Origin of the sequence: Scytonema sp. HK-05 (assembly GCF_963872035.1) — a bacterium.
In the GTDB taxonomy this organism is placed as follows: Bacteria; Cyanobacteriota; Cyanobacteriia; order Cyanobacteriales; family Nostocaceae; genus Kalymmatonema.
This window is the reverse complement of the sequence record NZ_CAWMYC010000011.1, coordinates 1-24,403: the sequence shown is the minus strand read 5'-3', so window position 1 is coordinate 24,403 and position 24,403 is coordinate 1. Positions and strand designations below refer to the sequence as shown.

Sequence of the window (24,403 nt, the reverse complement as noted above, 5' to 3'; positions counted from 1 at the left end):
CTCAAGCCCCTAAATTTATTTATGGGGTTCTTACTTTTGACTTTTGAATGCGTGAATGCGTGACTTCCCCGTTCGCGGAGCGTGTCCGTAAGGACTCAGGGGCTGACCCACCCACTCGACTCACAACAAACGGTCACAGTAGCAGAAAGGATGCGAACCCGCGAATAAGAGCGAGAGAAAAGGGGAAAGATTCCGGTCACTGGTTCGCCCTACTACTACGGCGGTAAAAAGATAAGCCATACAGGAATGTACGTAAAGTTATACACCTGCGGGAGGCGGGTGTCTGCCTGTGGACGCGGAGTAAGACCAAATCAAACACGGGTTTGAGGAGGCGTCGGCGGTTGAGACGGGAAACCCAATCATACGAATAATACCGTCGTTGCGGAACTGAAATTGGAAGCCCCTTTTTCAGCGAAGCACTCATGGGGTACTTCACGTGAGCCTTATTAACTTAGTGATGGTTTTTAGTGGACTCAACGTCTACTTGAAAATATAAAGCCGGACAGGTCATCTACGTCAATGACTTGCCCGCGCCTAAACAAAACTGAAAATATGTATGCAATTTGAATGTGTTTTACCTTACTGCCTCAGAACTTCTTCCTGTGTCGGTAATACATTGAGGTTATCAACCACGAATGAATTTCTGGTATTTTCAGCACGCGAAGGCAATTGATATCCTGAGTCGTGCAAAGTCATGCCAGCTGTTGAGAACAGAAGCTTTTTGCCAGCATGTTCTTCAAAAAAGCGCGGATTGTAGACCTTAAAATAGATACCTCCTGGAAATTCTGAATACTTGCTGATGCGGTAGTCACCTAGGTAGATGCTAAATCCTCGTGATGTGATGGGCGGTTTACTGCTCAGGTTAATTTTGACAATATATGTCACTCTGTCTAATGTGGTGTTTTCCGCCGTTTGCATAAACTCAATGTTTCTCAAGTCTGCTGCTTTTGGCACAGTAGCAATGACTTGGAGATTTGCCACTTCCGGATATGTAATGTTGACCATATCTTGCTCCTTTTGTCAATTTGTTAGCTGTAACTCATCGAGGTAAAGAGTTCCAGATGGAACAATGTTGAATGACAGCTTAATTTCCGTCAGATTGTTAATGTCAATACCATCCTCTTGAAGACCCTTTAAGGGAATGCGGAGGGTTTGCATGACGGTACGAGAAAATGTGCTTTCTTCCTCTCCTTCATTTGGAAAGCCCAACGCAACTTTATCTGGATAGATGAGCCTGTTTATGGAACTAGCAGGAAAACAGCTTCCCTTGGCTTTGTCGTGTACCTCGATGGTAAAGTCCTGATCCTCTCCTATTTGATTATTTGGTTCCGTTGATTGCCCAACTCGCAACGCCAGGAATTTAAACGCTTTAGTATCTAACGTCTGGGGATCTAATTTGATGCGATAGCTACCGTCACCACCAGTCCATCTTAACCGTAGACCTTGAGTCTCCTGGTAAAGATGATCTGTCGGTTGCTGTCCTTCAAACGATAACTTCTTCGCGTTGATTTCTAAAGTTTTGACTGTACCTACAACTGGCTTTGATACCTCAAGACTGGTTTGGGATTCCTCAAAATGTTGCACAAACAAACGATGAGAATCTTGAAATTGTGAAACCAGATTGACATTGTTTGGAAGCCAAGCAGCCTCAATGCCAACCGCATAGTTTCTTAACAATTCTAGAAATTCTTGTTTGTCTTGAAGTACAGACATCCCCAAAGCTGAAATGTAAACTTTAGCAATCTGTTCCTGGTCTTCACGCTCAATTGTTTTGACAGATTCTTGCTGCCATACACTGTTAAAGTGATTATGATTTGCACCATGAATCCACAACAGCGATTTGAATCCACGTGCTGGTTGTGTAGGGTTAGCAAGGTCAACTGTATGTGACCTGTCATACGTCTTATAGCCTTCAAACGTGAAGACATCACCATCACGGCTACCATGAATGATCAGGTAGTTGTCCCGCACTTTGGTAGGTCCCGTTACAGGCACATATTGACCGTCCGTAGGGGCGATCGCAACGGCTGCACGAATGTCAAAACCATAGGGTCCTAGACCAAGAGAACCATCAAGTGGAACAGGTGCTAATTCGGGGTCAAATTGGACGCTTTCCATTGAGTTGAAAAGACTGGCGTGTCCTACTGCTTCTCCCCCACGGGAATGACCGACAATCATCACCCGCGACATATCGACTTTGCCTTCTAGGGGATGTCCAGCCTGTGCATTCCAAAGCCGGAATTGCTTAAGGTGTTCTAGATGGACAATCGCTCGTGCATCGTTTTCGCCGAAATTACCGCCGTTAAGAAAGTTAACATCTATCGTTGCGGCAATCATTCCATGAGATGCCAGCAGTTCGCACAAATAAATATATCCTGGTGTTGAGTTTTCTAGGGGATCGTGGTTACCGTGGGCAAAAACTACCAATGGGAAAGGTTCATCTCCCACAGGTATTCTGATGTGTCCGTTAATGGGAACCTGAGTACTATCAAAAGACCAATCGACACCAAAGCCCAATTCAGCAATGTTCGATATATCAATCCGTCGCGTAGCAAACCCCTCAGTTGGGTTGTGGTACACATAATATTGATTCAAATCCGGATTTGAGCTGTAATCCAAGTTTGGTGCGGCATAGACCACTTTACTGAAAGTATAAGCACCTGGTTTTCCTGGATTGCTGAGATTAGTACATAAATCAGTTATTTTCTGCATAGAAGTCTCACTTAGGGGTGCAGCGTTACAATACTGCCCCAGTATTGGCTTCGGTTGTTTACAAACTTATCTACAAGTTCTTAACTTGAGTTTCCACAATCTAGGCACCGCCTGCTGTGAAAATAAGAAGGACGCGCGAAGAGGTGAGGACACCCGCCCCCACATCCTACAAAACCTCTTATTTCACTCCCGCCTATGTGCAACGCGACAGCTTGACTAAAAACCACACATCCAGTTAAGCTTAATCAGACCAATTGGTCGGAAAAGCGCAGATGTCAAAAGGCGAAGAAACAAAAGAAAAAATTCTCCAACAAGCAGCCGAACTGTTTAACCAACAGGGGTATGCTGGCTCGTCTATTTCAGACATCATGCGTGTTACAGGATTGCAGAAAGGAGGAATCTACAATCACTTCAAAAGTAAAGATGATTTGGCGTTACAGGCTTTTGACTTTGCGATCGCCCAACTTAGACAGCATTATTTAGCCGCAATCCACAGCAAGCGTCATGCAATTGAGCGCCTGCAAGCAATTATTGGTGTATTTCGTAGCTACGTTGATAATCCACCTATTAAGGGGGGGTGTCCACTGCTGAATACTGCGATTGAGAGTGATGATGCTCATCCTGCTTTGCGCCAACGCGCTCAACAGGCGATGAACTCTTGGCGCAAACTGTTTTATCGAATTATCCAAAAAGGAATCGAAAAGGGTGAAATTCGGTCAACAGTTGATGCTGATGAAGTTACAACTATCCTGATTGCAACACTGGAAGGGGCGATGATGATGAGCAAGCTTTATGGAGATTCGATTCATCTTGAACGAGCAATCAATCATTTGACTCATTACATCGAAAGCCAATTACGCATTTAACCCAAGTGGACTTTCTTTTTCGTTTAATAAAAAAAAGACCGTTTGGTCTGAAAAAAGAAAAATTGAGAAATCACAGTTCAACAAAAGGAAAGCAATGAGTGATTTTTGTGGTCAGGTAGCACTGGTGACGGGAGCATCGCGAGGCATAGGCGCAAGCGTCGCCCGTATTTTAGCCGAACGTGGTGCTGACATAGTAATTAACTACCGCAGTAAGAGTTCACGTGCTATTGAAGTAGCCGATGCAGTACGTGCCACTGGTCGTCAAGCCCTCCTTGCTCAGGCTGACATCACAAGTGAGAGCGAAATGAGAGAGATGATGAAGCTCGTAGAGAACGAGTTTACACGCCTTGACCTCCTCATCCTCAACGCAAGTGGTGGAATGGAGAAGGATAAGGCAGCCGACTATGCAATGCAACTCAACCTTACCGCCCAGATACGTGCGGTTGACCTATCGTTACCACTGATGCAAGCAGGTGGACGCATAGTTTTCATCACCAGCCATCTGGCTCATTTTTATGGACATAAGCCAGTTACTCCCATTTACGAGCTAGTGGCACAAAGCAAAAAAGCTGGCGAAGAGGCTCTGCGATCTCGTATACCTGAACTGACGAATAAAGGCATTAAACTGCTGGTAGTCAGTGGCGACTTGATTGAGGGTACTATCACCCCTAAGCTTATGCAGCGCCAGAACCCAGGTTTCATTGAATCTCGCCGTAAACAGACAGGTTTTCTGCCTAGCGTTGAAGACTTCGCCCACGCCATTGTCGATGCTGCAGCAAACACTCAATTAAAAAGTGGAGCAACTATTTTCGTGGGAAGTACTGAATGGGAAACTGCCTAGGCACACTGACAACTCCTAAGCAGCCGTTAGCAAAAAGCTGACGATTGTAGATTGTTAACCAATATCTAATCCAAAATCTAAAATCCAAAATTGATATGATTCATTCTTTCAATAGTCAGGAAAAACCCTTACGTCTAATTACAATTCCTATCAGTCATTACTGCGAAAAGGCACGATGGGCGCTGACAAAGGTGAAACTTCCTTACGTTGAAGAACCTCATATGCCACCATTTCATCGATTGGCAACTGGTCGAGTTGGTGGAAAATTAACTCCTGTTCTCATAAGTGAAACTAGTGCTTTCACTGATTCAACTGATATTTTACGATACCTGAACGAAATAGCTCCTGATAACGCTAAGCTATACCCCATAAATCCCGAGTTACGCCAACAAGTTGAAAAACTGGAAGATTTATTTGACGATCAGCTTGGATCTGCAACACGGCATTGGGGTTACTTTTATGTGATAGATGACTACAAGTTTATGCAACGTAGATGGTGTCAAAGTGTTCCTTTTATTGAGGGGGCATTATTTCCAGTAGTTTTTCCCTGGATGCGCTCAGTGGTTCGGCGAGGCTTCAACATAACCCCAGAGTCTGCTGCACAAGCATATGAACAAATCAAGAGCATTTTTGACCAAGTGAGTGAATTATTATCTGATGGACGCACCTACTTGGTTGGAGATAGCTTTTCCGCTGCTGACATCACTTTTGCTGCACTTGCTGCTCCTGCTGTGTTACCGCCAGAACATCCAATGAAGCCTGTTAGTTTGCAAGAATTGCCACCCAAGATGGCATCTGAGATTAGCGCCTTTCGAGAAACCCCAGCAGGAGCTTATGTGCTGCGTTTGTATCGTCATAGACACAATTGAATCCAGGTATTTAATATAGATAAAATACTAAAGTTTTTTACCGAATGTTTAGGAAATAGTTCTTATTTTGGTGGCGCTCAGTTAACTCTAGCAGATATCGTTGCTGGAACAGATATGTCTTTCTTACCTATGTTGGGAGTCAGTCTCACTAATTACCCGAAGCTAAATGACTGGTTTGAGCGGTTGATGCAGCGAGAAGCATGGCGAAAAACGGAACTGAGTACAGAAGATTTTGAAAAATTCAAGCGAGTTTTGGTAAAGCTACGTAGGCGTCAGATGAGCCGAGGAAATAATGCTTAGTAGGAGAGGAAAATCTATGTTGAGAGAAAATAAGTCATTAGCGATCGCCTGTGCATCAGGCAGTTTCAAAGGTGCTTTTGCTCATGGTGTGTTGAGTGCTTTGGAAGCTGCTGGAGTCCGTGCTGATGCTTATGCTGCTGCGTCTTCCTCAGTTATTCCCACAGCTTGGGCTGCCATTGGCAAAGCAACAGAATTGGGTGTGGATTACTGGTTAGCAGGCTTACAAGTCCTCAAACAACCAAATGTGGGAATGAGTCAAATAGTACTTGGGGGAATTGCACATTTCAGTCCAAATAAACAACTGTTTGAACCAGAAACACCAGAATATTTCGTTGCTACCAGTGCGGTGAGCACTCCAGAAGCTGCTAGTGAGACTCAAGGAGAAAAAGCAAGACGCTTAGGGCGACGCTTGTTGGTATCAGCAGGGAAAAAAGACCGCAGTTGGGTGGATGAACACTTGCAATTAGCTGTATTTGGCACAAAACTAGGAGGTGAACTGCATCTTGATGCCAGTAGCTTTGATGAAGTCGCGTACGCATCTTCTCGGATGCTTCACGCTTGGGATATCCCTGCTTGGATAGGCACAAAGCCTTACATAGATGCTTCCTACACTTGTTTGTGTCCGGCGATAGAGATGATTGAGCAAGGATATCAGGAAGTGGTGGCGATCGCCAACGAACCAGGCACACTCTATCGGGATATGTTCCAGTTAGAGGCAATCTCTACCCATTATCAAGGAGTCCCAATTCATATTATTCGACCGGATGTTGATCTAAAAGAGCTTGGGGTTAACTTTACCAGCGCGACAGAAGAGGGGTTGTTTGCAGTGTATCGGCACGGAGAGGAAAAGGGCAGAGAATTTATCAATCGGTGAGGAAAGGATTTAGTGCCTTCTCATATCATGTCCGGTTGAAGACTTATCATTAAGGCACCAGAGGGGCAGGGGGGCAGGGGAGAAGATTTTAACAGTTACCAGTTATCAGTTATCAGTTATCAGTGAGCCAGCGCTATGCAGGAGGGTCTCCCGCTCTCACGGCGACTGGCGTTCGTCGTTCGCTTCGCGTGTCCGTTCGCCCTTGGCGTGCCGCAGGCATAGGACATAGACGTGCCGAAGGCATACCCGAAGGGTTATCAGTTTCATCGTTGGGGGAAACACCACACTCCTGTGCACCGTTCGTCAAGAGACGTGCCGTAGGCATAAGCGTTGGTGGTGAGCCACTGCGGTCTTGGGGTTTCCCCAAGTAGAGCAAGTGGCGTTCGCGTTCGCGGAGCGTGCGCTTTGTGCTCAGCGTCTCCGTTCGGCCTCAAGCCGTGCCCGAAGGGCTCAGGAGATACCCGGAGGGCGGGTTTAAATCCCCCACCATAGCAGGCGTCACTGCGGCTGGTAGCTGTTCACTGTTCACTGTTTTAAGGTTTTTGCACAGATCCACGAAATAATAACTAATTAACCGGACTTGATATCAATACATTAACATTGCGACTTTTCAAAATAAAAAATCACTCCATTGTCAGGCTAGACTGTAAAAAATATCGACAAACCACTTACCCATATTGGATAAACGTTAGCCAGGGAGCCGCCCGCCTGACTTAGGTTAACCATCTAGTCTTAGTGAAGTACCCACCACCAAATCGGAATACCTCTAACTGGTGGGGGCTTCGAGTTTCATCCGTCGATGCCACGGCGCGGAATCTCCCAAGAGATCGCCAACCAAATCCCGTGATGGTCTTACGGGCGCGTCCGGAGGTTTGGGACTCGCCCCAGAAATTAGATTTCACAGCCAACGGCATAAGGGTTTGCGACTCATTTTCGGACAGGTCTAAAGGCTTCGAGGTGATTAGATACAGAACTGGGGCTCTTTCCATCAGGCATGATTGCCCCATGCAGGTAAGCCTGGTTCAGATTCACATCACTTAGATCGACTTCAGTCAAATTTGCCTGAGTGAGGTTGGCTTGAGCCAAGTTTATTTTAGTTAATTTTGCCCCTTTCAAAATGGCACCAGTGAGATTTGCCCGACTCAAATTTGCCTGAGTCAGGTTTGCACCACTCAAGTCGGCACCACTAAAGTCGGCACCACTCAAATTGGCACTCTTGAGATTAAACGCAATCAACTTCAGGTTTCTAAAGTCTCTTTGCCCAGCTGCATATCGGCTTAAAAGTTCATTGGCATCCATATTGGCTGCCTCGCAACGAGTAGCGTTGTCGCTGTTTACCGATCTTAATCATAATTCACAATCAACAGTTTTTACCAAATTACAGATAAGTATAAGCTGACTGCCCCAATATGCGCCTTTCTTGCCTGCGTTCTCTGTGCCTCGAGCGGTTCGTTAGTATTATATAGATATACACTCCCAGCCAATTGTCTAAGTTTGAGTAAAGTATGGAAAAACAAACGATTCATGTTATCGGAGGTGGACTCGCTGGGACAGAAGCAGCGTGGCAAATTGCTTCTGCTGGAGTGTCGGTTATTCTTTGGGAAATGCGCCCAAATCGCTACAGTGGTGCGCATCATACGGAACATTTGGCGGAATTGGTGTGTAGTAATTCTTTTGGCGCAATGGCAAGCGATCGCGCTGCTGGTCTATTGCATGAAGAATTGCGTCAACTCGGTTCTGTTGTGATTTCAAAAGCTGATGAACATGCCGTCCCTGCTGGCGGGGCGCTAGCAGTAGATAGAGGACGATTTAGCCAGGACTTGACGGAAACTCTCTCTCGCCATCCTCTTATTGAACTGCGCCGGGAAGAACTGCGTGTTATCCCGGAGGGTATTGTCGTTTTGGCAACTGGACCATTAACCAGCCCGGAATTGGCGGAAGATTTACGCCGCTTTACCGGGATGGAATACCTCAGCTTTTTCGATGCCGCAAGCCCTATTATCGTGGGAGAATCGATTAACCGCGACATCGCCTTCATGGCATCGCGCTACGACAAAGGTGAAGCTGCTTATCTCAACTGCCCGATGAATAAAGAGCAGTACTTGCAGTTTTGGCAAGAACTACGTGCAGCCGAACAGGTGGAATTGAAAGATTTTGAACGGGAAACAGCGAAATTTTTTGAAGCCTGTTTGCCAATTGAAGAACTCGCACGGCGCGGGGAAGACACCATGCGCTACGGTCCCCTCAAGCCAGTGGGTTTATCGGATAGTCGGACTGGAGAACGCCCCTACGCCGTGATACAGTTGCGGCAAGAAGACAAAGCAGGTCAACTTTGGAATATGGTAGGATTCCAAACAAATCTGCGTTGGGGCGAGCAAAAGCGAGTCTTCCAGATGATTCCTGGTTTAGAAAATGCAGAATTTGTGCGGCTGGGGGTGATGCACCGCAACACTTTTATCAACGCGCCTCAGCTTATGCTGCCTAGTTTGCAATTTAAGGAGCGTCCAACGCTGTTAGGTGCTGGACAGTTGATTGGGACTGAAGGGTACACCGCAGCCGCCGCAGGTGGTTGGTTGGCGGGAACGAATGCAGCAAGGCTAGCTTTGGGGAAAGAAGCCTTGACGATTTCAAATACAACGATGATGGGGGCGCTGTTTGAGTTTATCAGTTCCGCTTCGCCCAAGCATTTCCAGCCAATGCCTCCTAACTTTGGGATTTTCCCAGAACTGGGTGAGAAAATCAAAAACAAACAGGAACGTTACGGACGTTATCGCGATCGCGCTTTAGCTGAGGTTAGGGAATTCGTAACTCGTAATTTCTAACTCGTAATACAGGGAGAATAATTACGAATTACGAATGACGAATTATTTTGATGCCTTGCGTTGGTCTTCAATTGTCTCGTCTTTAGTTGTTGCGATTCCATGTACACCGATCGCGGCGATCGTTGCACCTATGAAGCCCCAAGTCCCGTTGGCAAATGCATTCATCCGATGACTGAGACTACGATGATAGGCAAGATCTAACTGTCTATTATTAACTCTTCCGTCCCTGACTAACTTGTCCACATACCTTTCGGTTCTTCCTAGCGCTTCGTAGTCAGTGTTGAAGGAGTAAAGTGATGACCCCGCCACCAACAAACCAGGAATAACCAAGGCAATAAAGAGAATGACTCTGCCTATGCTCATACAACCTCGTTAGGCAACATATTTGAGTTAATGCTGACATAGCGGGAATTTGCTGAGAGTATCTGGCGAACAAATTAGAAAAATCGTGCCTATCACAGGTTCAGGCATATTTTGGGAATAATATTCATGATGTTTGCAACGATACCTTAGGGACTTCCAAATAAAAAAGTATCCAAAAATCTCTTGTGGAACGGGCGTCTCGCCCGTTCAGATTGAGGGCGGGCAGGAGGGATGCCATACGTGTCAACTTAAGCTAAAACCCTTTTAAAATCTCGTTTCCAGGTGGAACCTGGAAATGCCCTTGAAGCGGCTAGTAACGCTCAATTGGCAGCCTCAGGCTGCTAAGGCTGCATTCCCAGCCTCAGGCTGGGAACGAGGCAATCTCTAAAAGCTGGTTCTATTATCTGTGTCCATCTGTGTCCATCTGTGGTTCATTATTTCTTTGGTGTACCTTACTCAATTGCAAAGCGCTATAAAATCTCGTTTCCAGGTGGAACCTGGAAATGCCCTTGAAGCGGCTAGTAACGCTCAATTGGCAGCCTCAGGCTGGGAACGAGGCAATCTCTTAAAGCTTGTTCTATACTGGTTTTGACCTTAAGTTGACACCAATCGCTAGAAGCCGATTCCACAATCCAAGGTTGTATTGCACTCAATCAAGAACCGTTATATAACCATCGCTAGCGAACCCTACGGTCCTTTAACAGGAATATCAGCAACCCTAATCTTGGGCAAAGTGCTGTAACTTTGGTCGCTACCAGACATATTATTCGTCGCTAAGGAAAATGAGGTTGCTGATGGAGACATTCTTCCCAAAAAAACAAATTCCCCTTTCAGAGTCGTCCCAGGTTGAATTTCAATTTCAGAGTTGTCTGGTGGTGCAACCAAGTTGTACTGATTACCCAGGTTATCTATCAGTACCATGTCCTTACTATTGTTCAACTTGATAGGGTCTTTATGACCATTCGTCACCGCAAGGTTGACCTTAGTACTATCCTCAGCAAAGGATATCTCTGTTAAACGTACCACAGTACCGTTGGCATGATTCACCTGGAGATTGAGAGTTTGAGGAGGTGGTAGTAATGGTGAGGTATCTGTAGAGGTCGTTTGGGTATCGGTCGTTTCGGTATTGGTTGTTTCGAGTGGCGATGCAGTAGGTGCCACAGCAGGTGTTGCGGCTGTGTTGGCGGTGGGTGAACTGGTAGCAACATTAGGATTGGTTTGTCCCAATAGCATCTGTTGCAATCGTGGGTTTTTGATAACTAACCAAATACCAGCACCTAGTACGAGTAGTAAAGTAAACAGAACTCCCATCAGAAAGCCACTAAAGGCATTACTGCCACGACGGTTGGTTTTTGGTTCTTGTTGAAAGCGGTTTTCCGTCATTTGAAGTAAGATTGCTACTTTACATAACAAAGGATATCTGTTTTGCACCCACCTTTGGATCTATCTTATTAATTATTAGAAATTCTTATCCATAAAGATTCCATAGACACTTGCGCCCAAGCACCAAATTACAGCAGTTTTCACCTATTTGAACGACACTGTAAGGGCACAGCATTGCTATGCCCCTACGGCAAATATGGTCTATTTACCTGAAAATAGTTGTAACTAGATTTGGGATGAGGTTTCTAGCCAATGGTAGTCACCAAGGCAAATCAAGGCTATAATAATGTTTATTGCCGTGACAAACTTTCGGGGTTTGCGGCTTTAAGGGCGCGTAGCTCAGTGGATAGAGCAACAGATTCCGGTTCTGTTGGCCGGGGGTTCAAATCCCTCCGCGCTCGTCTTTTGTACCACATTACTTGTCTGCGTTGACACATTGATGTAATTGACTGTCGCGATCGCCTGAAGGGTACTGCGCTGAGTCCTGTTCGCGTAGCGTGCCCGCAGGGCATACGGACACGCTACGCGTTGGTGGAGCCTGTACTCGTATAAAACCGCCGTGGTTGACCAATAAAACGTGGGTCATTTTTGAGCGCTTCACACATTTGTTTAATTTGAAAAATCGGTACAAGCAACTCAAGGACAACAGTCTGCAATTCCTGTAAAGTTGACACCAAAAACATATGTATGAAGGCTTTCAGAATTTTCCAGAGAAGCTAAAGCTTCTTTTTCTCTAGTCTACGTGTAATTTCTGAGGTCTATATTACATTTATGAATTAAATTTGATATGGATTTTAGTAATTAAATATACTAATGATTCGCTAAAACTTCAGATTAATTCAGTTAATAGTAGGATTTTGCTTATGTATAGCAGTTTAAAATAAATAACCATTGTTTAAAATTTACTTTTACTCCTCTGTACAAACCAGCACAATTTACGTAAATATATTATACTGAGGAAAAATGGACAAGGTCGCATCTCAGTTCATAGGCAACGCTTATTTACTTATCAACGCTCAAGACGACATCTACCGTGCAGATGCTTGGTTAATCCTATAGGAACCACGAGACTGCTTTATTTCATCTCTAATATTTTTAAATGCATTTCTCTGCAACGACGAATATGCATTGTTTTGTAGTGAAAAATTCCCTATTAACAAGTTAACAATTACTGCTTTTCTGTACAAAATCAGGCTAGAGATTGACGGTTTATCAGCGATTTATTATTGCCCCGTTAACTGATGGCATCATAACTGTTTAGCAGACTTCTTGATTTCTCTAAGCGCAGCAGATTTATATCTGGCTAGTGCCAAGTTGTCATGCTTTCAATTTTTGAGAACTGCTACGAGGTTTAAGCTTCGGAGTCAGAGTTATGCTGCGCGGTTGTTAAGAAAAACACACTTCTGGAATAGCATCTGTAATATATGCTCGCATTAGAACTACAACAGTCAATCTTAAATTCACTCCAAAATTTGAAAAGTCTTGATGTACTTAAAAGATTATTTTGGAGCCAATTGAATTACGAACGAGTAAATCAAGAACTTTCTCATCGGAAATTGACTGATGCAGTTGCTTATGAAGTTAAAGGCTCCCCCTTGTTATTAGCTTCAGGGGGAGCTAACAATGCTTTCCATGTTATTTATACTTGTTTGAAATCAGAAGAATTATCAAGGCAAGGGGAAAGAAATGTTGTTAATCATCTTCTAAAAGACCACCCGTATGCTTTATTCGTCTTTTCCAATAAATCACAATCGCGGTGGCACTTTCTTAATGTTAAATATGATAATTCGCCACAAAAAAGAAAGTTATTTCGCCGCATTACCGTTGGAGAAGGCGAACAATTACGCACAGCGACAGAAAGGATAAGTCTGTTGGATTTGGAGCAAATAAGCCCAAATGCATCACCCTTAGATATTCAAACACGCCACGACGAAGCATTTGATGTTGAAGCTGTCACTCAAGAATTTTTCAGAGAGTATCGTAAAACTTTTGAAAAAGTTGAAGGACTCATTCAAGGGATTGAAGGTGATGAAAGTAAGCGGTTATTTATTCAAAAGCTATTTAACCGTTTAATGTTCGTCACTTTTATCCAGAAAAAAGGATGGCTGAAGTTTCAACAAAGAACTGATTATCTATCAGCTTTGTGGAAAGCTTACCAGGATGACGATGGCATATCCAACAAAAACTTTTATAGAGATAGGCTTGCCCATTTATTCTTTCGAGGACTAAATAACCCTCAAGAACAGGACATCATAGGAATTAATAATGGTGGTTTTCTCAAAGAATTAATTGGTATTGTTCCTTACCTAAATGGCGGTCTTTTTGAAGAGGGCGAAGATGATCAAAATCCTAAGATTATTATTCCAGATGATTGTATAGATAGTATTCTTCATGACCTATTTCAACGCTTCGCTTTCACGGTTACAGAAAGCACACCCTTAGATGTAGAGGTAGCAGTAGATCCAGAAATGCTAGGAAAGGTGTTCGAGGAACTAGTAACAGGAAGACATGAATCTGGAAGTTACTATACTCCCAAACCGATTGTTTCTTTTATGTGTCGTGAGGCGCTAAAGGGATATTTAAAAACACAAGTTGCAACCGAGTCACATGATGCAGTAGCCCAATTTGTTGATGAACATAATCCAGATAGTCTGGTGAATCCAGAAGCAATATTAGCAGCATTACGTAAAGTTAGGTGCTGCGATTTGGCTGCTGGAAGTGGAGCTTATTTATTAGGTATGCTCCACGAGTTATTAGATTTACGTCAATGTTTATTTGCAACTAAAGGTTTAGATTCAAATACGGTTTATCAACGCAAGTTAGAAATTATTGAAAATAATATTTACGGTATTGATAAAGATGTATTTGCAGTCAATATTGCACGGTTAAGGTTATGGCTATCGCTAGCTGTTGAGTACCAAGGTGAGAAGCCGAACCCATTACCAAACCTGAAATATAAAATTGAAGTGGGAGATAGTCTCACGGCTCCTAGTCCTACAACTACAGGAGCGATTAGGCATGAATTAATCAGCCAATACAGCCAAAAAAAAGCTGAATATATGCGAACCCATGAAGGCGGTAAAAAGCAGAATTTAGAACGGGAGATTAATGAGTTAAAAACTCAAATTAGGTTAATAACTAATGGAAGCACTAAAGCACCAGAAGGTTTTGATTGGGCGGTAGACTTTGCTGAAGTTTTTGCTGATGGAGGGTTTGATATTCAGGTAGCAAATCCGCCATATGTGAGACAGGAATTAATTAAAGATTTAAAGCCGACATTACAAAAGGTTTATCCTGCTGTTTATACTGGAACATCTGATTTGTATTGTTTCTTTTATGCCCGTGCTTTGCAACTTTTAAAACCAGGCGGAATGTTGGCGTTTATTTCTTCTAATAAGTGGTTTTATACGAAGTATGGGGAAAAATTGCGAAAGCATATTGCAGAAAATTGTCAGATTAATAGCATTACAGATTTTGGTGAATTACCAGTTTTTAAAAGCGCCGCTGTTTTAACAATGGTCTTTATAGCACAAATGGGTAAAGCAGTTCAAAAATCAACTATTTTTACACAGGTAGAGACTCTAAATCCACCTTATCCAAATGTACTTGAGATTATTCAAGCAAAAGGCAAAATTTTACCTAATACTGCGCTAAAAAGTGTTAACTGGAGGTTAACTGACAGTACTTCTACAAATCGGCTAGCAAAGATGGAATCAGCAGGTGTTATTTTAAGTGAGTATATTGATAATCGGATTTTTTATGGTATTAAAACAGGCTTTAATAAAGCTTTTGTGATTGACAACATTAAAAGAGCAGAGTTAATTGCTCAAGATCCGAAGAGTGTAGAGCTTATTAAGGCGCTAGTTGTAGGTAAAGATATTCGGAAGTGGTTGATAAAATCTCAGCAAAGATGGTTAATTGTTACAAAAAATGGAATTGATATTAATAAATATCCAGCGGTTTTTAATCATTTAAATCAATGGAAAAATGAGCTAGAAAAGCGTAGCGATCAAGGTGAATATTGGTGGCAGCTTAGGGCTTGTGCTTACTACGGTGAATTTGATAAGCCCAAAATTATTTTTCCTGATATTGCTCAAGAACCACGTTTCGTTTTAGATACACAAAAAGTTTATCTGAATGACACAACATTTATGATTCCTATATATGACCTTTACCTACTCGGTGTACTTAATTCATCAAGTGTAAAAAATTTTTATTCAGAAATTAGTCCGACTATTTTAGGTAAAAATTTACGTTTTAAGCGACAATATGTTGAAAAAATTCCTATTCCTAATGCTTCAACTACCGAACGAGAAGCGATATCTAAACTAGTCCAAAAATGCCTAGATGCAAAAGGCGTTAACTGTGAAGCATGGGAGAAAGAAATAAGCGATCGCGTCGCCGCCCTCTATGGACTGTAGGACAATATAGAAGAGAACAATCTCGCCTACAGTATTAAGAAATTTTGAGGGAAAAACCATGCAATCAGCTTTACGTATCACAACCAAAGTTTTACCGGGAAACAAAATAGAAATTGAAATTCCCGAAGCTGAAATAGGCGATAGTGTTGATGTCTTTGTAATTTTACCAGAGAAAGCTGAACCAAAACGCCGTTCAGCAGTAGATATTCTTAACGAGCTACCAGGGAGACAGCTTTTCAAAACTACCGAAGAAGTAGATAAGTATCTGAAAGAGGAACGGGAATCATGGGAACGCTAAACATTCCCGCTTCTAGTTTAGTATATGTAGATACATCAACTGTGATCTATAGCGTTGAGAAGTTTCCTGAGTATGTTCCACTGCTTGCACCTCTATGGTTAAAACTACAAGCAGGAGAAATTGAAATTGTTAGCAGTGAATTAATTTTGATGGAAACTTTGGTTCTACCTCTGCGAAATTCTAACTCAATTTTAATTAACGCTTATGAACAGCTTTTGATTTCATCTGAAATGCGACTAATTCCTATAAGTCAATCAATACTGCGACAAGCTGCTAATCTTCGGGCTACAAGTAACCTCAAAACACCCGATGCTATTCATGCTGCAACAGGTTTATCTGTTAGTTGTAACCAATTTATTACCAACGATAAAGGCTTTCGTAATGTTCCTGGCTTACCTGTTGTTATCCTCAGTGAAGTTTTAGCATCTTGAATTTAATACAAACCTAACCCCCAACCCATTTCCTACAAGGGAAAGGGAGTAAGAATTAAAGCCTCTCTCAGTATAAAAGCTGCTCCTCTTCCCTCCCCTAAAAGGGGAGGGTTAGGGAGAGGTGGAGAGAGGAATGGAAGTAAGGTTTTCTTATTTAATAAAAAAATAATGCCTACCCACGATATTATAGACAACCGTAATCAAAAGTTAGTAGACCAAATTAAACGCATTCTCGATTCAACAGAAGCGGCACATTTTGCGGTAGGTTATTTTTTCCTTTCCGGCTTCACCGCCATTGCAGAACGCCTAACGAGTATTAAAGAATTACGCTTGCTCATTGGCAATACTAGCAACCGCGAAACCATCGAACAAATCGCCCAAGGATACCGCAGATTAGAATTAATTGAAGATAAAATCGAAGCGCAAAAATATCCCAAGCGCAGTGAAGAAAAACAGATGACGAATGAAACAGCAGCCAATGTCCGTTCCAGTATTGAATTAATGGATCAGACGGATGAAGCCGAGACGCTGGTTAAAAACCTAGTGCAAATGATAGAAGAAAAACGGCTTCACGTCCGCGTTTACACCAAAGGAACTTTACACGCTAAAGCCTATATTTTTGACTACGGTACTGTTTATGATAACAAAGGTAGAGCTTTAGAGCGTCAAGAAAAAGGCATTGCGATAGTAGGTTCATCTAATCTTACCCTTTCCGGCATTAACCATAATACCGAACTGAATGTAACCATCCACGGAAACGATAACCATACCGAATTAACTCATTGGTTTAATGAATTATGGAACGAAGCAGAAGATTTTAATGAAGCGTTAATGAGAGAAATGAAACAATCTTGGGCGGGTTTACCTGTCCGTCCTTATGATGTTTACTATAAAACTCTCTACGCTCTAGTCAAAGATAGATTAGAAGATACTGCACCAAAAGATTTAATTATAGAAGACGAAATTAGTAAAAAATTAGCAGAATTTCAAACAGTAGCTGTTAATAATGCTGTACAAAATATCAGAGATTATGGTGGTGCTTTTGTCAGTGATGTCGTAGGGCTTGGTAAGAGTTTTATTGGTGCTGCAATTGTTAAAAGATTTGAACAAGTAGAACGCGCACGTCCTTTAATTATTTGCCCTGCACCACTAAAAGAAATGTGGGATAGATATGATGAAGTTTACCAGCTAAATGCTCGCATTCTTTCAATGGGAATGTTAAAAGAAGATGACGATGGAAATGTAAAAACATTATTAAATGATTTTAGATTTAAAGATAGAGATTTTGTACTTATAGATGAAAGCCATAACCTACGGAATAATAGCACTCAAAGATACAAAGTAATCGAAGCCTTTTTAGGTGCTGGGAAACGTTGTTGTTTTTTAACAGCTACTCCTCGGAATAAAACTGCTTGGGATATTTATCACCAACTAAAATTATTCCATCAAGATGATAAAACTGATTTACCAATAGACCCACCTAATTTAAAAGAATATTTTCAATTAGTAGAAAAGGGTGAGAAAAAATTACCAGAATTACTATCCCACATCCTCATTCGTCGTACCCGCAACCACATCTTGCGTTTTTACGGTTTTGACTCAAAAACTCATCAACAAGTTGATCCAGCTAACTTTAAAGAGTACCTAGACGGAACCCGACGCGCTTATGTCATCGTTGGTGGTAAGCATCGGTTTTTCCCTAAACGCGAATTAGAAACCATCGAGTACAGCATTGAGGACACATACCAAGGGCTGTATCAGGATTTACGTCAATACATGGGTAAATCTCGCAAGCGTCAACTGGTTAAACCACCCACAAACGAACTTAGCTATGCGCGTTATGGACTATGGAATTATGTTTTGAAAGACAAACAAAAGCAAGAACCTTACAACACTCTGCAACGTGCAGGTGCTAATCTACGGGGTTTAATGCGAGTGCTATTGTTTAAGCGCTTTGAGTCAAGTGTTTACGCTTTTCAAGAAACTCTCAAAAAATTATTGATAGTGCATGAAAGATTTTTAAAAGCACTGTCTCAAGGATTTGTTCCCGCAGGAGAAGAAGCACAAACTCTGCTATCGGAAGATTATAACCAAGCAGAAGAACAAGACTTGATGGATGCATTGCAGAAGGTATCTAATAAATATGATCTAGCTGATTTTAACGCAGAAAAATTACAACAGCATATTGATCATGATATTAAACTGCTAAAAAAAATTTTGGCATTAGTTGAACCAATTACTCCTGATAAAGACGCCAAATTACAGACTCTTATCAATTGGTTATCTAAACCAAATTTAAAAAATAAAAAACGGCTTATTTTTACACAGTACGCCGATACAGCAAAGTATTTATACGAGAATTTAAACCCAGACGGTAAGAATAATGACATTGATGTAATTTATAGCGGTAACAACAAAAATAAAGCACGTGTAGTCGGAAGATTTGCACCTAACGCTAATAAAGAATATAAATTTAAACCAGGAGAATCAGAGCTTAATACGTTGATTGCTACCGATGTTTTGGCAGAAGGTTTAAACCTGCAAGATGGCGACTTAATAATTAATTATGACTTACACTGGAACCCAGTTAAACTCATTCAGCGCTTTGGTCGTATTGACCGTATTGGTAGTGATAAAGATGTAATTTATGGATATAACTTTTTACCGGAACTAGGTATTGAGCGCAATTTAGGTTTGAAACAAAAGCTTAAAAACAGAATACAAGAAATTCACGATACTATCGGTGAAGATGCTGCCATTCTTGATAAAACAGAACAACTGAACGAAGAAGCAATGTATGCCATTTACGAACAAAATGGTAAACAGTTGAGTCTATTTTCTATTGAGGATGAAGATAATTTTTTAGATTTAAATGAGGCAGAAGAAATCCTCAGAAAATTACAAAAAGAAGACCCTGGTGAATTCGATCGCATCGCCAATTTACCACATGGTATTCGCACTGCTAAATTCTCCATGCTGAAGGGCACATACATTTTCTGCGAAGCTTCTGATCCTAATCGACCTGATATTAAAGGCTACCAGCAATTATTTTTATTAGATGACAAGGGGAATATAGTCTCTAGGGACATTCCCCGTATCCTGGGTGCAATTAAAGCTGACGATACCACGCCCACTTTGACACTCCCCAAAGATCATAATTCTGCTGTAATGCGCATCAAGCGTCAATTTGCGGAGGAAGTAAAGCATCGCCAAGCGGAAAGGGAATTTAACCAGCGCTTGACTCAAGGACAAAAGTATATTATGCGGGAACTAAGGATATTTTTTAAATCAACTACAGATGAGGAAATAAAAGGTCAGATCAATATTTTAGAAAAAGCGTTTCGCGCTTCAGTGAACCAAGCAATTAACCGAGAGTTAAATAAATTACGGCGTGATGGTTTCACTAGTCAGGAATTATTCAATCAACTGAGACAGATTTATCGTCAACATAATATGCACGAGTGGCAAGATAATAGTTTGCCTACACTATCTCAACCAATACCCGTAATTGTTTGTAGTGAGGCTTTAGTATGACTTCATCAAATCAGGAGTTGCTTGTAACGCATTCCCCACGGCTAGAAGCCTGGGGCAATTCGAGTGCCCTGTACGGCAGCGGCTTAGTTCCTGTTCAGGTTCTGAAGCACAAATGCCGAGCCTCCAGGCGTGGTTACGATTGAAAGAGGGTGTACTCACCCCCACGCCCCTGAAACACATTGGATTGCCGTCTGGGGCAAGCAATATGTTTCTACCCCTAGCCGAGACATGTCGCCGTCTCTTGCCTACTAGAGAGCCGTTCCTGTCGGGTCAACAGTGCGTTTCCAATTTCGGCATATATACATTGTCGCAGATTTTTGGTGTTGTTCGGTGGATATTGGACGGGGATTAAAATCCCCTACGGACTTCCTCCCCATGTCTAAAGCCAGGGGCTTCCGCCCTCCGACTTTCGGTGATACTTCACCATTTGCGCAAAACTAAACCATAGTTTTCCCCATTCCTAACCACTCTTTAATCTCCTCAATCAACCAATGGCGTTCCACCGTAGCCAAAGGACTGGAAGTGAATTTCCGTTGACCAGAATATTCAATTGTCACTCCTCGCGGTGCGGAACCCTGCTGAACTATCTCTTCGTGGACTCTAGTAATCAGTGAAGTTTTTCCCCGACGCCACCAATAGCATAAACCAAATAACTTCCAGCGGATTTCAAAATTTTCCTGGTCAAAGTACAAGTCCGTGTGCCTAAAAGCAGGTAGCACTGTTGCTTGGAATAGCACAAGCAGCAAAGCTAAAAAAGGGAAAATATACAATATTGCAGAATAGCTGAGTCCTGTTGTCGCCAGATTCAGCCACTGGGGCAGTTGCCAGACAAAAGGAGTCACCAGCCCGATGAGATAAAATAATTTGAAGGCTTTCGCTCCGCGTCTGGGAATTTTAATTTCTATCTTATGAGCAGACTTTTTGATTTGAATCCGACTACCTGTAGGCTTGGGGCTAGTCTGCGGTGGGCTGAGTGCGTGTCTGTTCTTGAGTGCGTCTAGTGCTTGGCGAGCAGTACTGAGCCGTTCTGTGACATTTGGTTCTGTAAGTTTACCAATCCAATTCACAAAACCCACATCGATACTCACTCTGTCACCAAATTGGATGCGGGAATCTCGATACGGTAAATCAGCAGGCGGCGTTCCTGTCAGGAGATGAATCAAGGTTGCGCCGACAGCATACAAGTCAGAAGCGGGAACAGCACGACCTCCGAACTGTTCCATTGGCACATAGCCGTAAGTTCCCACAACTGTGAAGGTAGCACCTTCTAATACCGCTTGGTCTTGCACTGCGCCAAAGTCTACCAGGTAAACCCGCTCATCCTGACCCCAAATTAAATTGCTGGGTTTGATATCTCGATGCAGTACAGGAGGGTCGAGTTCGTGCAGGTAGACGAGAATGCTCAAAATTTCCACCGCTATCTTTTCTACCTGTGACTCCCAAAAGCGATGACCCTTATCCAGCAGTTCCTGGAATGATCTTCCGGGAATGTAACTCTGCACCAACCCAAACCAGGGAAATCTCGAATCTGGCTGCTCTTCCAAGACAAAGTAATCTCGATACTTGGGAATTCGGGGATGATCAAGATTTTTTAGCACTTGAGCCTCACGCTCAAACAGCTTGCTTTCATCCCAATGCATCTGCGGGCTGAGAGTGAGCAGCTTGACAACAACTTGTTCTTGGGGTTGTGTAGCCAAATCTACTGCTAACCAAGTTTGACGACTAGCATCTTGCCCTAATTTTTCTTGAAGTTGATAGCGCTTGCAGAGTAACTGTCCCGCTTCTGCCATAACCTTTGAGCCTAAAACCTAAAGTCCCAACCAATGCTTGATTTCATTCACCAGCCAACGGCATGCGTCGTGAGAAAGAGGTGGATTCAATCTACCAAACGAATACTCTTCGACACCAACTGCAAGAGTGACTTCAGCAATTTTATTCTTGCCAAAGCCGCCAGAGTCACTTTTGAAAACTTTGTCAATCTCTAAAACATTTCCTCGCTGCTGTTTGATGCGAAAACCCAGTACTTTCACCTGAATTTCAAATTGCTGATGGTCAAAGTAGACATTTGTCTCCACCAAGACAGGTAAGATAAACCAAGCCGCTAATACGAGACTACCTGTCAACCAAAGCCAATACATCCACGAACTATTGGTCAAAACCGACAACCAAAACAACCAAAATCCGAACCCTGCTACCACAAGCCAATTTCTCGGGCTAGTGACCACCTTACGCCAAGGGACAGGAAGTTTTATTTGCAAGCGGCTAGGTGATTTTTTCAGCCAAACACAGCTTTCTGGAAGGCGTGGACTAGCAACTTTGATAGCATTTTGATTAGCTTTGAGAGCCTCAAGCGCCTGTTGAGCGCTCTTGAAACGTCTTTCTAGATTCGGCTGGGTGAGTTGCTCCAACCAACGAGCAAACCCAGGATTGAGCCTGACAAGGTGAGCAAACTGCAAGCGAGAATCCTTTTGAGGTAAATCCGCTGGAGAAATACCTGTTACTAGATGAATTAACGTTGCTCCCAAAGCATAAAGGTCAGATGCTGGAGTCGCCCTTCCGCCAAACTGTTCCAAGGGTGCATATCCATAAGTTCCCACGACTGTAAAAGTGGCTCCTTCTTTAGCAGCGCGATCTTGTACTGCACCAAAATCAACCAAATAAATCCGAGAATCTTTACCCAATAACAAATTGCTAGGCTTAATATCCCGATGCAATACAGGAGGACTCAAACCATGCAGGTAAATGAGAATTTTTAGGATGTGAGCAGCAATTTTGCGAACTTCTGGCTCTGGGAACACTTTACCCTGAGCAAGTAATTGCTTGAGTGATGTGCCAGGAATGTACTCCTGAACTAACCCAAAGTAAAATAACTGGTCATCAAGGCAAAAATAATTGCGATACTCGGGAATGCGAGGATGGTAGAGATGTTTCAAGACCTGTGCTTCTCGCTCAAACAGTCTTAAATTCTCCCACTGCATTTGGTCGCTAAAAGTGAGCAGTTTCACCACAACATCCTCTTGTGTTGACAAATCCTGTGCTAACCAGGTTTGACGACCTGCATTTTCAGCCAGTTTTTCTTTAAGTTGATAGCGATTATCTAAGACCTGTTGCGTTTGCAGCATCGTGTCGCTATTCCTTAACACTTTTGTCCCAAAATGGCACTATGGATCGCCCAGAAATCAACTTCTTGGCTAATGTAGAGACTTACCATACTACATATATAATATTTTGAACTACGCATCTAGTCCTTGACTTTTCAAGAACGCTCGACATATAGAGGAATTTTGCTACTCGAAGATTGATAATCAATGGTTAGCCGCCAAGGAAAAGAAACGATGCCATCATAGGGAGACATTTTTTAACTTATGTGGTAATACAAATTATCTACTGAGTGAAACAACTCTATTCCGGATTTTCTGTCAAATATTTAGCAAAACTGAGAGATTTAACAGGAAGGAGAGGAAAGGCGAGATAAAATCTGTTGGTAGAATTAAGGTCCATTGATTATACGCTTTCTTAGTATATTTACTTAGCAAAGTGCTAGATAAGTTTTCTATCCTAGTAAATATTATAATTTTTATACAGCTTGCTGTGTTAATTCTGTTGACTAACAACTCATGAAAAGTAGGGTGGGCATTGCTCACCCTAGCGTAAATATGTATTTCAGTTAATTGACAAAAGCTATGCTTTGGCAAGTGAAAGTTGCATGAAATATTCTGACTTAATTGAGTTGGCTGCTGTAAGCACTATAACCATAAGCCAAAGTTTCTTTCATAGTAGATGACGGCTTAAGACTTCTGTTAATCAATTTAGCAAACGGTATTTTGACCCCTTTGATTGTTTCCGGTAGAATGGCGTATTCTTGTGTTGGTTCTACAGTGTACTGCGGGCACTTTTCTTTCATTCCAGAAGCAGTTAACATTGCTTCTATTTCAGATCCAGAGTATTGCTTGAGATAAACTGAATTCTGTTTGGGACTGAGTCTTCTCACCAAATTATGAATTTTATGAGAAGGACAAGACTTGTTGTGGAAAGAATGATTGAAAACGAACGTTCCACCTGGTTTAAGTACACGAGATATCTCAACCAGTAGGTTTCTAATTTGTGCCTCTGGTATATGCATAAAAACGCAGTTAGAAATTACCAAGTCTACAGAATTATCTTCTAAAGCTAATAATTCAGCAGAAGCACAAATAATGTAAAACTCGGCTTCCGGAAAAAAATCATATTCTTGCTTACACTTGAGTAACCGTCGCAATAAAGATTCAGAAATATCAATACCGTAATATTTCTGACATTTTAAATTTTTCTCCTTTGAAAGGAACAAAGGAATCCGACCGTAACCACAGCCAATTTCCAGAATAGAATCTACAGACTTGTTGATAGGAAACTTATTCCAAGTTCCTCCAGGTCTTCCGGTAAGAAGAGTGTAATCTTGTTTAATCGGCGATGTTTCTTCTGCTTGTTCAATTTTTTGGGAACCATAGTATGTCTTACCAATTTTGTCCCATCTTTGTTTTTGTTCAGTACTATTCAACTGTTCGTAGTCTTTAGGGAAATAAATGCCATCTCGAAGTTGAAAGTCATTTAAGCTGATTTTACTGTTTACTGATTGACTCATTCGATTATTCCTCATCAGAAAAATGGGTTAGAAACCCCGTCCTTCGTTTGACGGCTTTACAGGTTAAT

General features: G+C 42.2%; 22 protein-coding genes and 1 tRNA gene. 12 read left to right on the top strand and 11 right to left on the bottom strand.

What is annotated here, in order from left to right; all coding sequences use genetic code 11:
• Window positions 1-579 precede the first annotated feature (579 nt).
• Together AACT52_RS02930 and AACT52_RS02925 are read right to left on the bottom strand one after the other, a co-directional pair.
• Window positions 580-1,005, bottom strand: a complete 426-nt coding sequence (locus tag AACT52_RS02930) for a hypothetical protein (protein WP_073636046.1) — start codon at window positions 1,003-1,005, stop codon at window positions 580-582.
• A gap of 15 nt (window positions 1,006-1,020) precedes the next feature.
• On the bottom strand, window positions 1,021-2,712 hold the full coding sequence (locus AACT52_RS02925; protein WP_073636045.1) for an alpha/beta hydrolase family protein: 1,692 nt from the start codon (window positions 2,710-2,712) through the stop codon (window positions 1,021-1,023).
• 272 nt (window positions 2,713-2,984) lie between these two features.
• On the opposite strand from AACT52_RS02925, the gene AACT52_RS02920 reads away from it, so the two are divergent.
• The 6 genes from AACT52_RS02920 to AACT52_RS02895 all read left to right on the top strand — a co-directional run bounded on the left by AACT52_RS02920 (window position 2,985) and on the right by AACT52_RS02895 (window position 6,833).
• Entirely contained in the window at window positions 2,985-3,578 is a 594-nt protein-coding gene (locus AACT52_RS02920) for a TetR/AcrR family transcriptional regulator (RefSeq protein WP_073636044.1), read from the top strand.
• A gap of 94 nt (window positions 3,579-3,672) precedes the next feature.
• A complete protein-coding gene (locus tag AACT52_RS02915; RefSeq protein WP_073636043.1) occupies window positions 3,673-4,419 on the top strand; it encodes an SDR family oxidoreductase in 747 nt (248 codons plus the stop codon).
• 95 nt (window positions 4,420-4,514) lie between these two features.
• Window positions 4,515-5,288 carry a glutathione S-transferase family protein gene (locus AACT52_RS02910; protein WP_073636042.1) on the top strand — a complete coding sequence of 258 codons (774 nt, stop codon included), beginning with the start codon at window positions 4,515-4,517 and terminating at the stop codon, window positions 5,286-5,288.
• A complete protein-coding gene (locus AACT52_RS02905; protein ID WP_083630791.1) occupies window positions 5,289-5,588 on the top strand; it encodes a glutathione binding-like protein in 300 nt (99 codons plus the stop codon). It abuts the gene before it with no gap.
• A gap of 16 nt (window positions 5,589-5,604) precedes the next feature.
• The gene (locus AACT52_RS02900; RefSeq protein ID WP_073636040.1) at window positions 5,605-6,462 is read left to right on the top strand and encodes a hypothetical protein; all 858 of its coding nucleotides are present in this window, start codon (window positions 5,605-5,607) and stop codon (window positions 6,460-6,462) included.
• Window positions 6,463-6,584: 122 nt separating this feature from the next.
• Window positions 6,585-6,833 carry a hypothetical protein gene (locus tag AACT52_RS02895; protein WP_143172988.1) on the top strand — a complete coding sequence of 83 codons (249 nt, stop codon included), beginning with the start codon at window positions 6,585-6,587 and terminating at the stop codon, window positions 6,831-6,833.
• A gap of 342 nt (window positions 6,834-7,175) precedes the next feature.
• On the opposite strand, the gene AACT52_RS02890 is transcribed toward AACT52_RS02895, so the two are convergent.
• Both AACT52_RS02890 and AACT52_RS02885 read right to left on the bottom strand, forming a co-directional pair.
• Window positions 7,176-7,376, bottom strand: coding sequence for a hypothetical protein (locus AACT52_RS02890; RefSeq protein WP_158054989.1), 201 nt, complete (start codon window positions 7,374-7,376; stop codon window positions 7,176-7,178).
• A gap of 13 nt (window positions 7,377-7,389) precedes the next feature.
• Complete coding sequence (locus AACT52_RS02885; protein WP_073636039.1) at window positions 7,390-7,761, bottom strand: pentapeptide repeat-containing protein; 372 nt, start codon at window positions 7,759-7,761, stop codon at window positions 7,390-7,392.
• A gap of 206 nt (window positions 7,762-7,967) precedes the next feature.
• Between AACT52_RS02885 and trmFO the strand changes: the two genes are divergently transcribed.
• On the top strand, window positions 7,968-9,284 hold the full coding sequence (gene trmFO, locus AACT52_RS02880) for an FADH(2)-oxidizing methylenetetrahydrofolate--tRNA-(uracil(54)-C(5))-methyltransferase TrmFO (RefSeq protein WP_073636038.1): 1,317 nt from the start codon (window positions 7,968-7,970) through the stop codon (window positions 9,282-9,284).
• A 42-nt stretch (window positions 9,285-9,326) separates the two neighbouring features.
• Here trmFO and AACT52_RS02875 read toward each other — a convergent pair whose 3' ends face one another.
• The 3 genes from AACT52_RS02875 to AACT52_RS02870 all read right to left on the bottom strand — a co-directional run bounded on the left by AACT52_RS02875 (window position 9,327) and on the right by AACT52_RS02870 (window position 11,030).
• A complete protein-coding gene (locus tag AACT52_RS02875) occupies window positions 9,327-9,647 on the bottom strand; it encodes a hypothetical protein (protein ID WP_073636037.1) in 321 nt (106 codons plus the stop codon).
• Between the two features lie 518 nt (window positions 9,648-10,165).
• Complete coding sequence (locus tag AACT52_RS41160) at window positions 10,166-10,300, bottom strand: hypothetical protein (RefSeq protein ID WP_445263917.1); 135 nt, start codon at window positions 10,298-10,300, stop codon at window positions 10,166-10,168.
• A gap of 34 nt (window positions 10,301-10,334) precedes the next feature.
• The gene (locus AACT52_RS02870) at window positions 10,335-11,030 is read right to left on the bottom strand and encodes a hypothetical protein (protein WP_073636036.1); all 696 of its coding nucleotides are present in this window, start codon (window positions 11,028-11,030) and stop codon (window positions 10,335-10,337) included.
• Window positions 11,031-11,358: 328 nt separating this feature from the next.
• On the opposite strand from AACT52_RS02870, the gene AACT52_RS02865 reads away from it, so the two are divergent.
• Window positions 11,359-11,431, top strand: a tRNA-Arg gene (locus AACT52_RS02865).
• A 14-nt stretch (window positions 11,432-11,445) separates the two neighbouring features.
• Here AACT52_RS02865 and AACT52_RS02860 read toward each other — a convergent pair.
• The gene (locus AACT52_RS02860; protein WP_158054987.1) at window positions 11,446-11,616 is read right to left on the bottom strand and encodes a hypothetical protein; all 171 of its coding nucleotides are present in this window, start codon (window positions 11,614-11,616) and stop codon (window positions 11,446-11,448) included.
• 838 nt (window positions 11,617-12,454) lie between these two features.
• On the opposite strand from AACT52_RS02860, the gene AACT52_RS02855 reads away from it, so the two are divergent.
• The 4 genes from AACT52_RS02855 (at window position 12,455) to AACT52_RS02840 (ending at window position 19,714) form a co-directional block, all read left to right on the top strand.
• On the top strand, window positions 12,455-15,451 hold the full coding sequence (locus AACT52_RS02855) for an Eco57I restriction-modification methylase domain-containing protein (RefSeq protein WP_073636035.1): 2,997 nt from the start codon (window positions 12,455-12,457) through the stop codon (window positions 15,449-15,451).
• Window positions 15,452-15,509: 58 nt separating this feature from the next.
• Window positions 15,510-15,749 (top strand): hypothetical protein, encoded by a 240-nt coding sequence (locus tag AACT52_RS02850; protein WP_041032216.1) that lies wholly within the window; start codon window positions 15,510-15,512, stop codon window positions 15,747-15,749.
• Complete coding sequence (locus AACT52_RS02845; protein WP_073636034.1) at window positions 15,737-16,180, top strand: type II toxin-antitoxin system VapC family toxin; 444 nt, start codon at window positions 15,737-15,739, stop codon at window positions 16,178-16,180. The genes AACT52_RS02850 and AACT52_RS02845 overlap by 13 nt, the downstream gene beginning before the upstream one ends.
• A gap of 168 nt (window positions 16,181-16,348) precedes the next feature.
• Window positions 16,349-19,714 (top strand): helicase-related protein, encoded by a 3,366-nt coding sequence (locus AACT52_RS02840; protein ID WP_073636033.1) that lies wholly within the window; start codon window positions 16,349-16,351, stop codon window positions 19,712-19,714.
• A gap of 437 nt (window positions 19,715-20,151) precedes the next feature.
• Here AACT52_RS02840 and AACT52_RS02835 read toward each other — a convergent pair whose 3' ends face one another.
• The 3 genes from AACT52_RS02835 to AACT52_RS02825 all read right to left on the bottom strand — a co-directional run bounded on the left by AACT52_RS02835 (window position 20,152) and on the right by AACT52_RS02825 (window position 24,335).
• Entirely contained in the window at window positions 20,152-21,504 is a 1,353-nt protein-coding gene (locus AACT52_RS02835; protein ID WP_073636032.1) for a serine/threonine protein kinase, read from the bottom strand.
• An 18-nt stretch (window positions 21,505-21,522) separates the two neighbouring features.
• Entirely contained in the window at window positions 21,523-22,836 is a 1,314-nt protein-coding gene (locus tag AACT52_RS02830) for a serine/threonine protein kinase (RefSeq protein ID WP_073636031.1), read from the bottom strand.
• A 599-nt stretch (window positions 22,837-23,435) separates the two neighbouring features.
• Window positions 23,436-24,335: a class I SAM-dependent methyltransferase gene (locus AACT52_RS02825; protein WP_073636030.1), complete on the bottom strand. Its 900-nt coding sequence runs from the start codon at window positions 24,333-24,335 to the stop codon at window positions 23,436-23,438.
• Window positions 24,336-24,403 lie beyond the last annotated feature (68 nt).

Excerpts from the sequence above, each read along its gene's own strand:
- AACT52_RS02930 (WP_073636046.1), bottom strand. The coding sequence starts at position 1,005 with ATGGTCAACATTACATATCCGGAAGTGGCAAATCTCCAAGTCATTGCT.
- AACT52_RS02925 (WP_073636045.1), bottom strand. The coding sequence starts at position 2,712 with ATGCAGAAAATAACTGATTTATGTACTAATCTCAGCAATCCAGGAAAA.
- AACT52_RS02920 (WP_073636044.1), top strand. The coding sequence starts at position 2,985 with ATGTCAAAAGGCGAAGAAACAAAAGAAAAAATTCTCCAACAAGCAGCC.
- AACT52_RS02915 (WP_073636043.1), top strand. The coding sequence starts at position 3,673 with ATGAGTGATTTTTGTGGTCAGGTAGCACTGGTGACGGGAGCATCGCGA.
- AACT52_RS02910 (WP_073636042.1), top strand. The coding sequence starts at position 4,515 with ATGATTCATTCTTTCAATAGTCAGGAAAAACCCTTACGTCTAATTACA.
- AACT52_RS02900 (WP_073636040.1), top strand. The coding sequence starts at position 5,605 with ATGTTGAGAGAAAATAAGTCATTAGCGATCGCCTGTGCATCAGGCAGT.
- AACT52_RS02890 (WP_158054989.1), bottom strand. The coding sequence starts at position 7,376 with ATGCCGTTGGCTGTGAAATCTAATTTCTGGGGCGAGTCCCAAACCTCC.
- AACT52_RS02885 (WP_073636039.1), bottom strand. The coding sequence starts at position 7,761 with ATGGATGCCAATGAACTTTTAAGCCGATATGCAGCTGGGCAAAGAGAC.
- trmFO (WP_073636038.1), top strand. The coding sequence starts at position 7,968 with ATGGAAAAACAAACGATTCATGTTATCGGAGGTGGACTCGCTGGGACA.
- AACT52_RS02875 (WP_073636037.1), bottom strand. The coding sequence starts at position 9,647 with ATGAGCATAGGCAGAGTCATTCTCTTTATTGCCTTGGTTATTCCTGGT.
- AACT52_RS02870 (WP_073636036.1), bottom strand. The coding sequence starts at position 11,030 with ATGACGGAAAACCGCTTTCAACAAGAACCAAAAACCAACCGTCGTGGC.
- AACT52_RS02860 (WP_158054987.1), bottom strand. The coding sequence starts at position 11,616 with ATGACCCACGTTTTATTGGTCAACCACGGCGGTTTTATACGAGTACAG.
- AACT52_RS02855 (WP_073636035.1), top strand. The coding sequence starts at position 12,455 with ATGCTCGCATTAGAACTACAACAGTCAATCTTAAATTCACTCCAAAAT.
- AACT52_RS02850 (WP_041032216.1), top strand. The coding sequence starts at position 15,510 with ATGCAATCAGCTTTACGTATCACAACCAAAGTTTTACCGGGAAACAAA.
- AACT52_RS02845 (WP_073636034.1), top strand. The coding sequence starts at position 15,737 with ATGGGAACGCTAAACATTCCCGCTTCTAGTTTAGTATATGTAGATACA.
- AACT52_RS02840 (WP_073636033.1), top strand. The coding sequence starts at position 16,349 with ATGCCTACCCACGATATTATAGACAACCGTAATCAAAAGTTAGTAGAC.
- AACT52_RS02835 (WP_073636032.1), bottom strand. The coding sequence starts at position 21,504 with ATGGCAGAAGCGGGACAGTTACTCTGCAAGCGCTATCAACTTCAAGAA.
- AACT52_RS02830 (WP_073636031.1), bottom strand. The coding sequence starts at position 22,836 with ATGCTGCAAACGCAACAGGTCTTAGATAATCGCTATCAACTTAAAGAA.
- AACT52_RS02825 (WP_073636030.1), bottom strand. The coding sequence starts at position 24,335 with ATGAGTCAATCAGTAAACAGTAAAATCAGCTTAAATGACTTTCAACTT.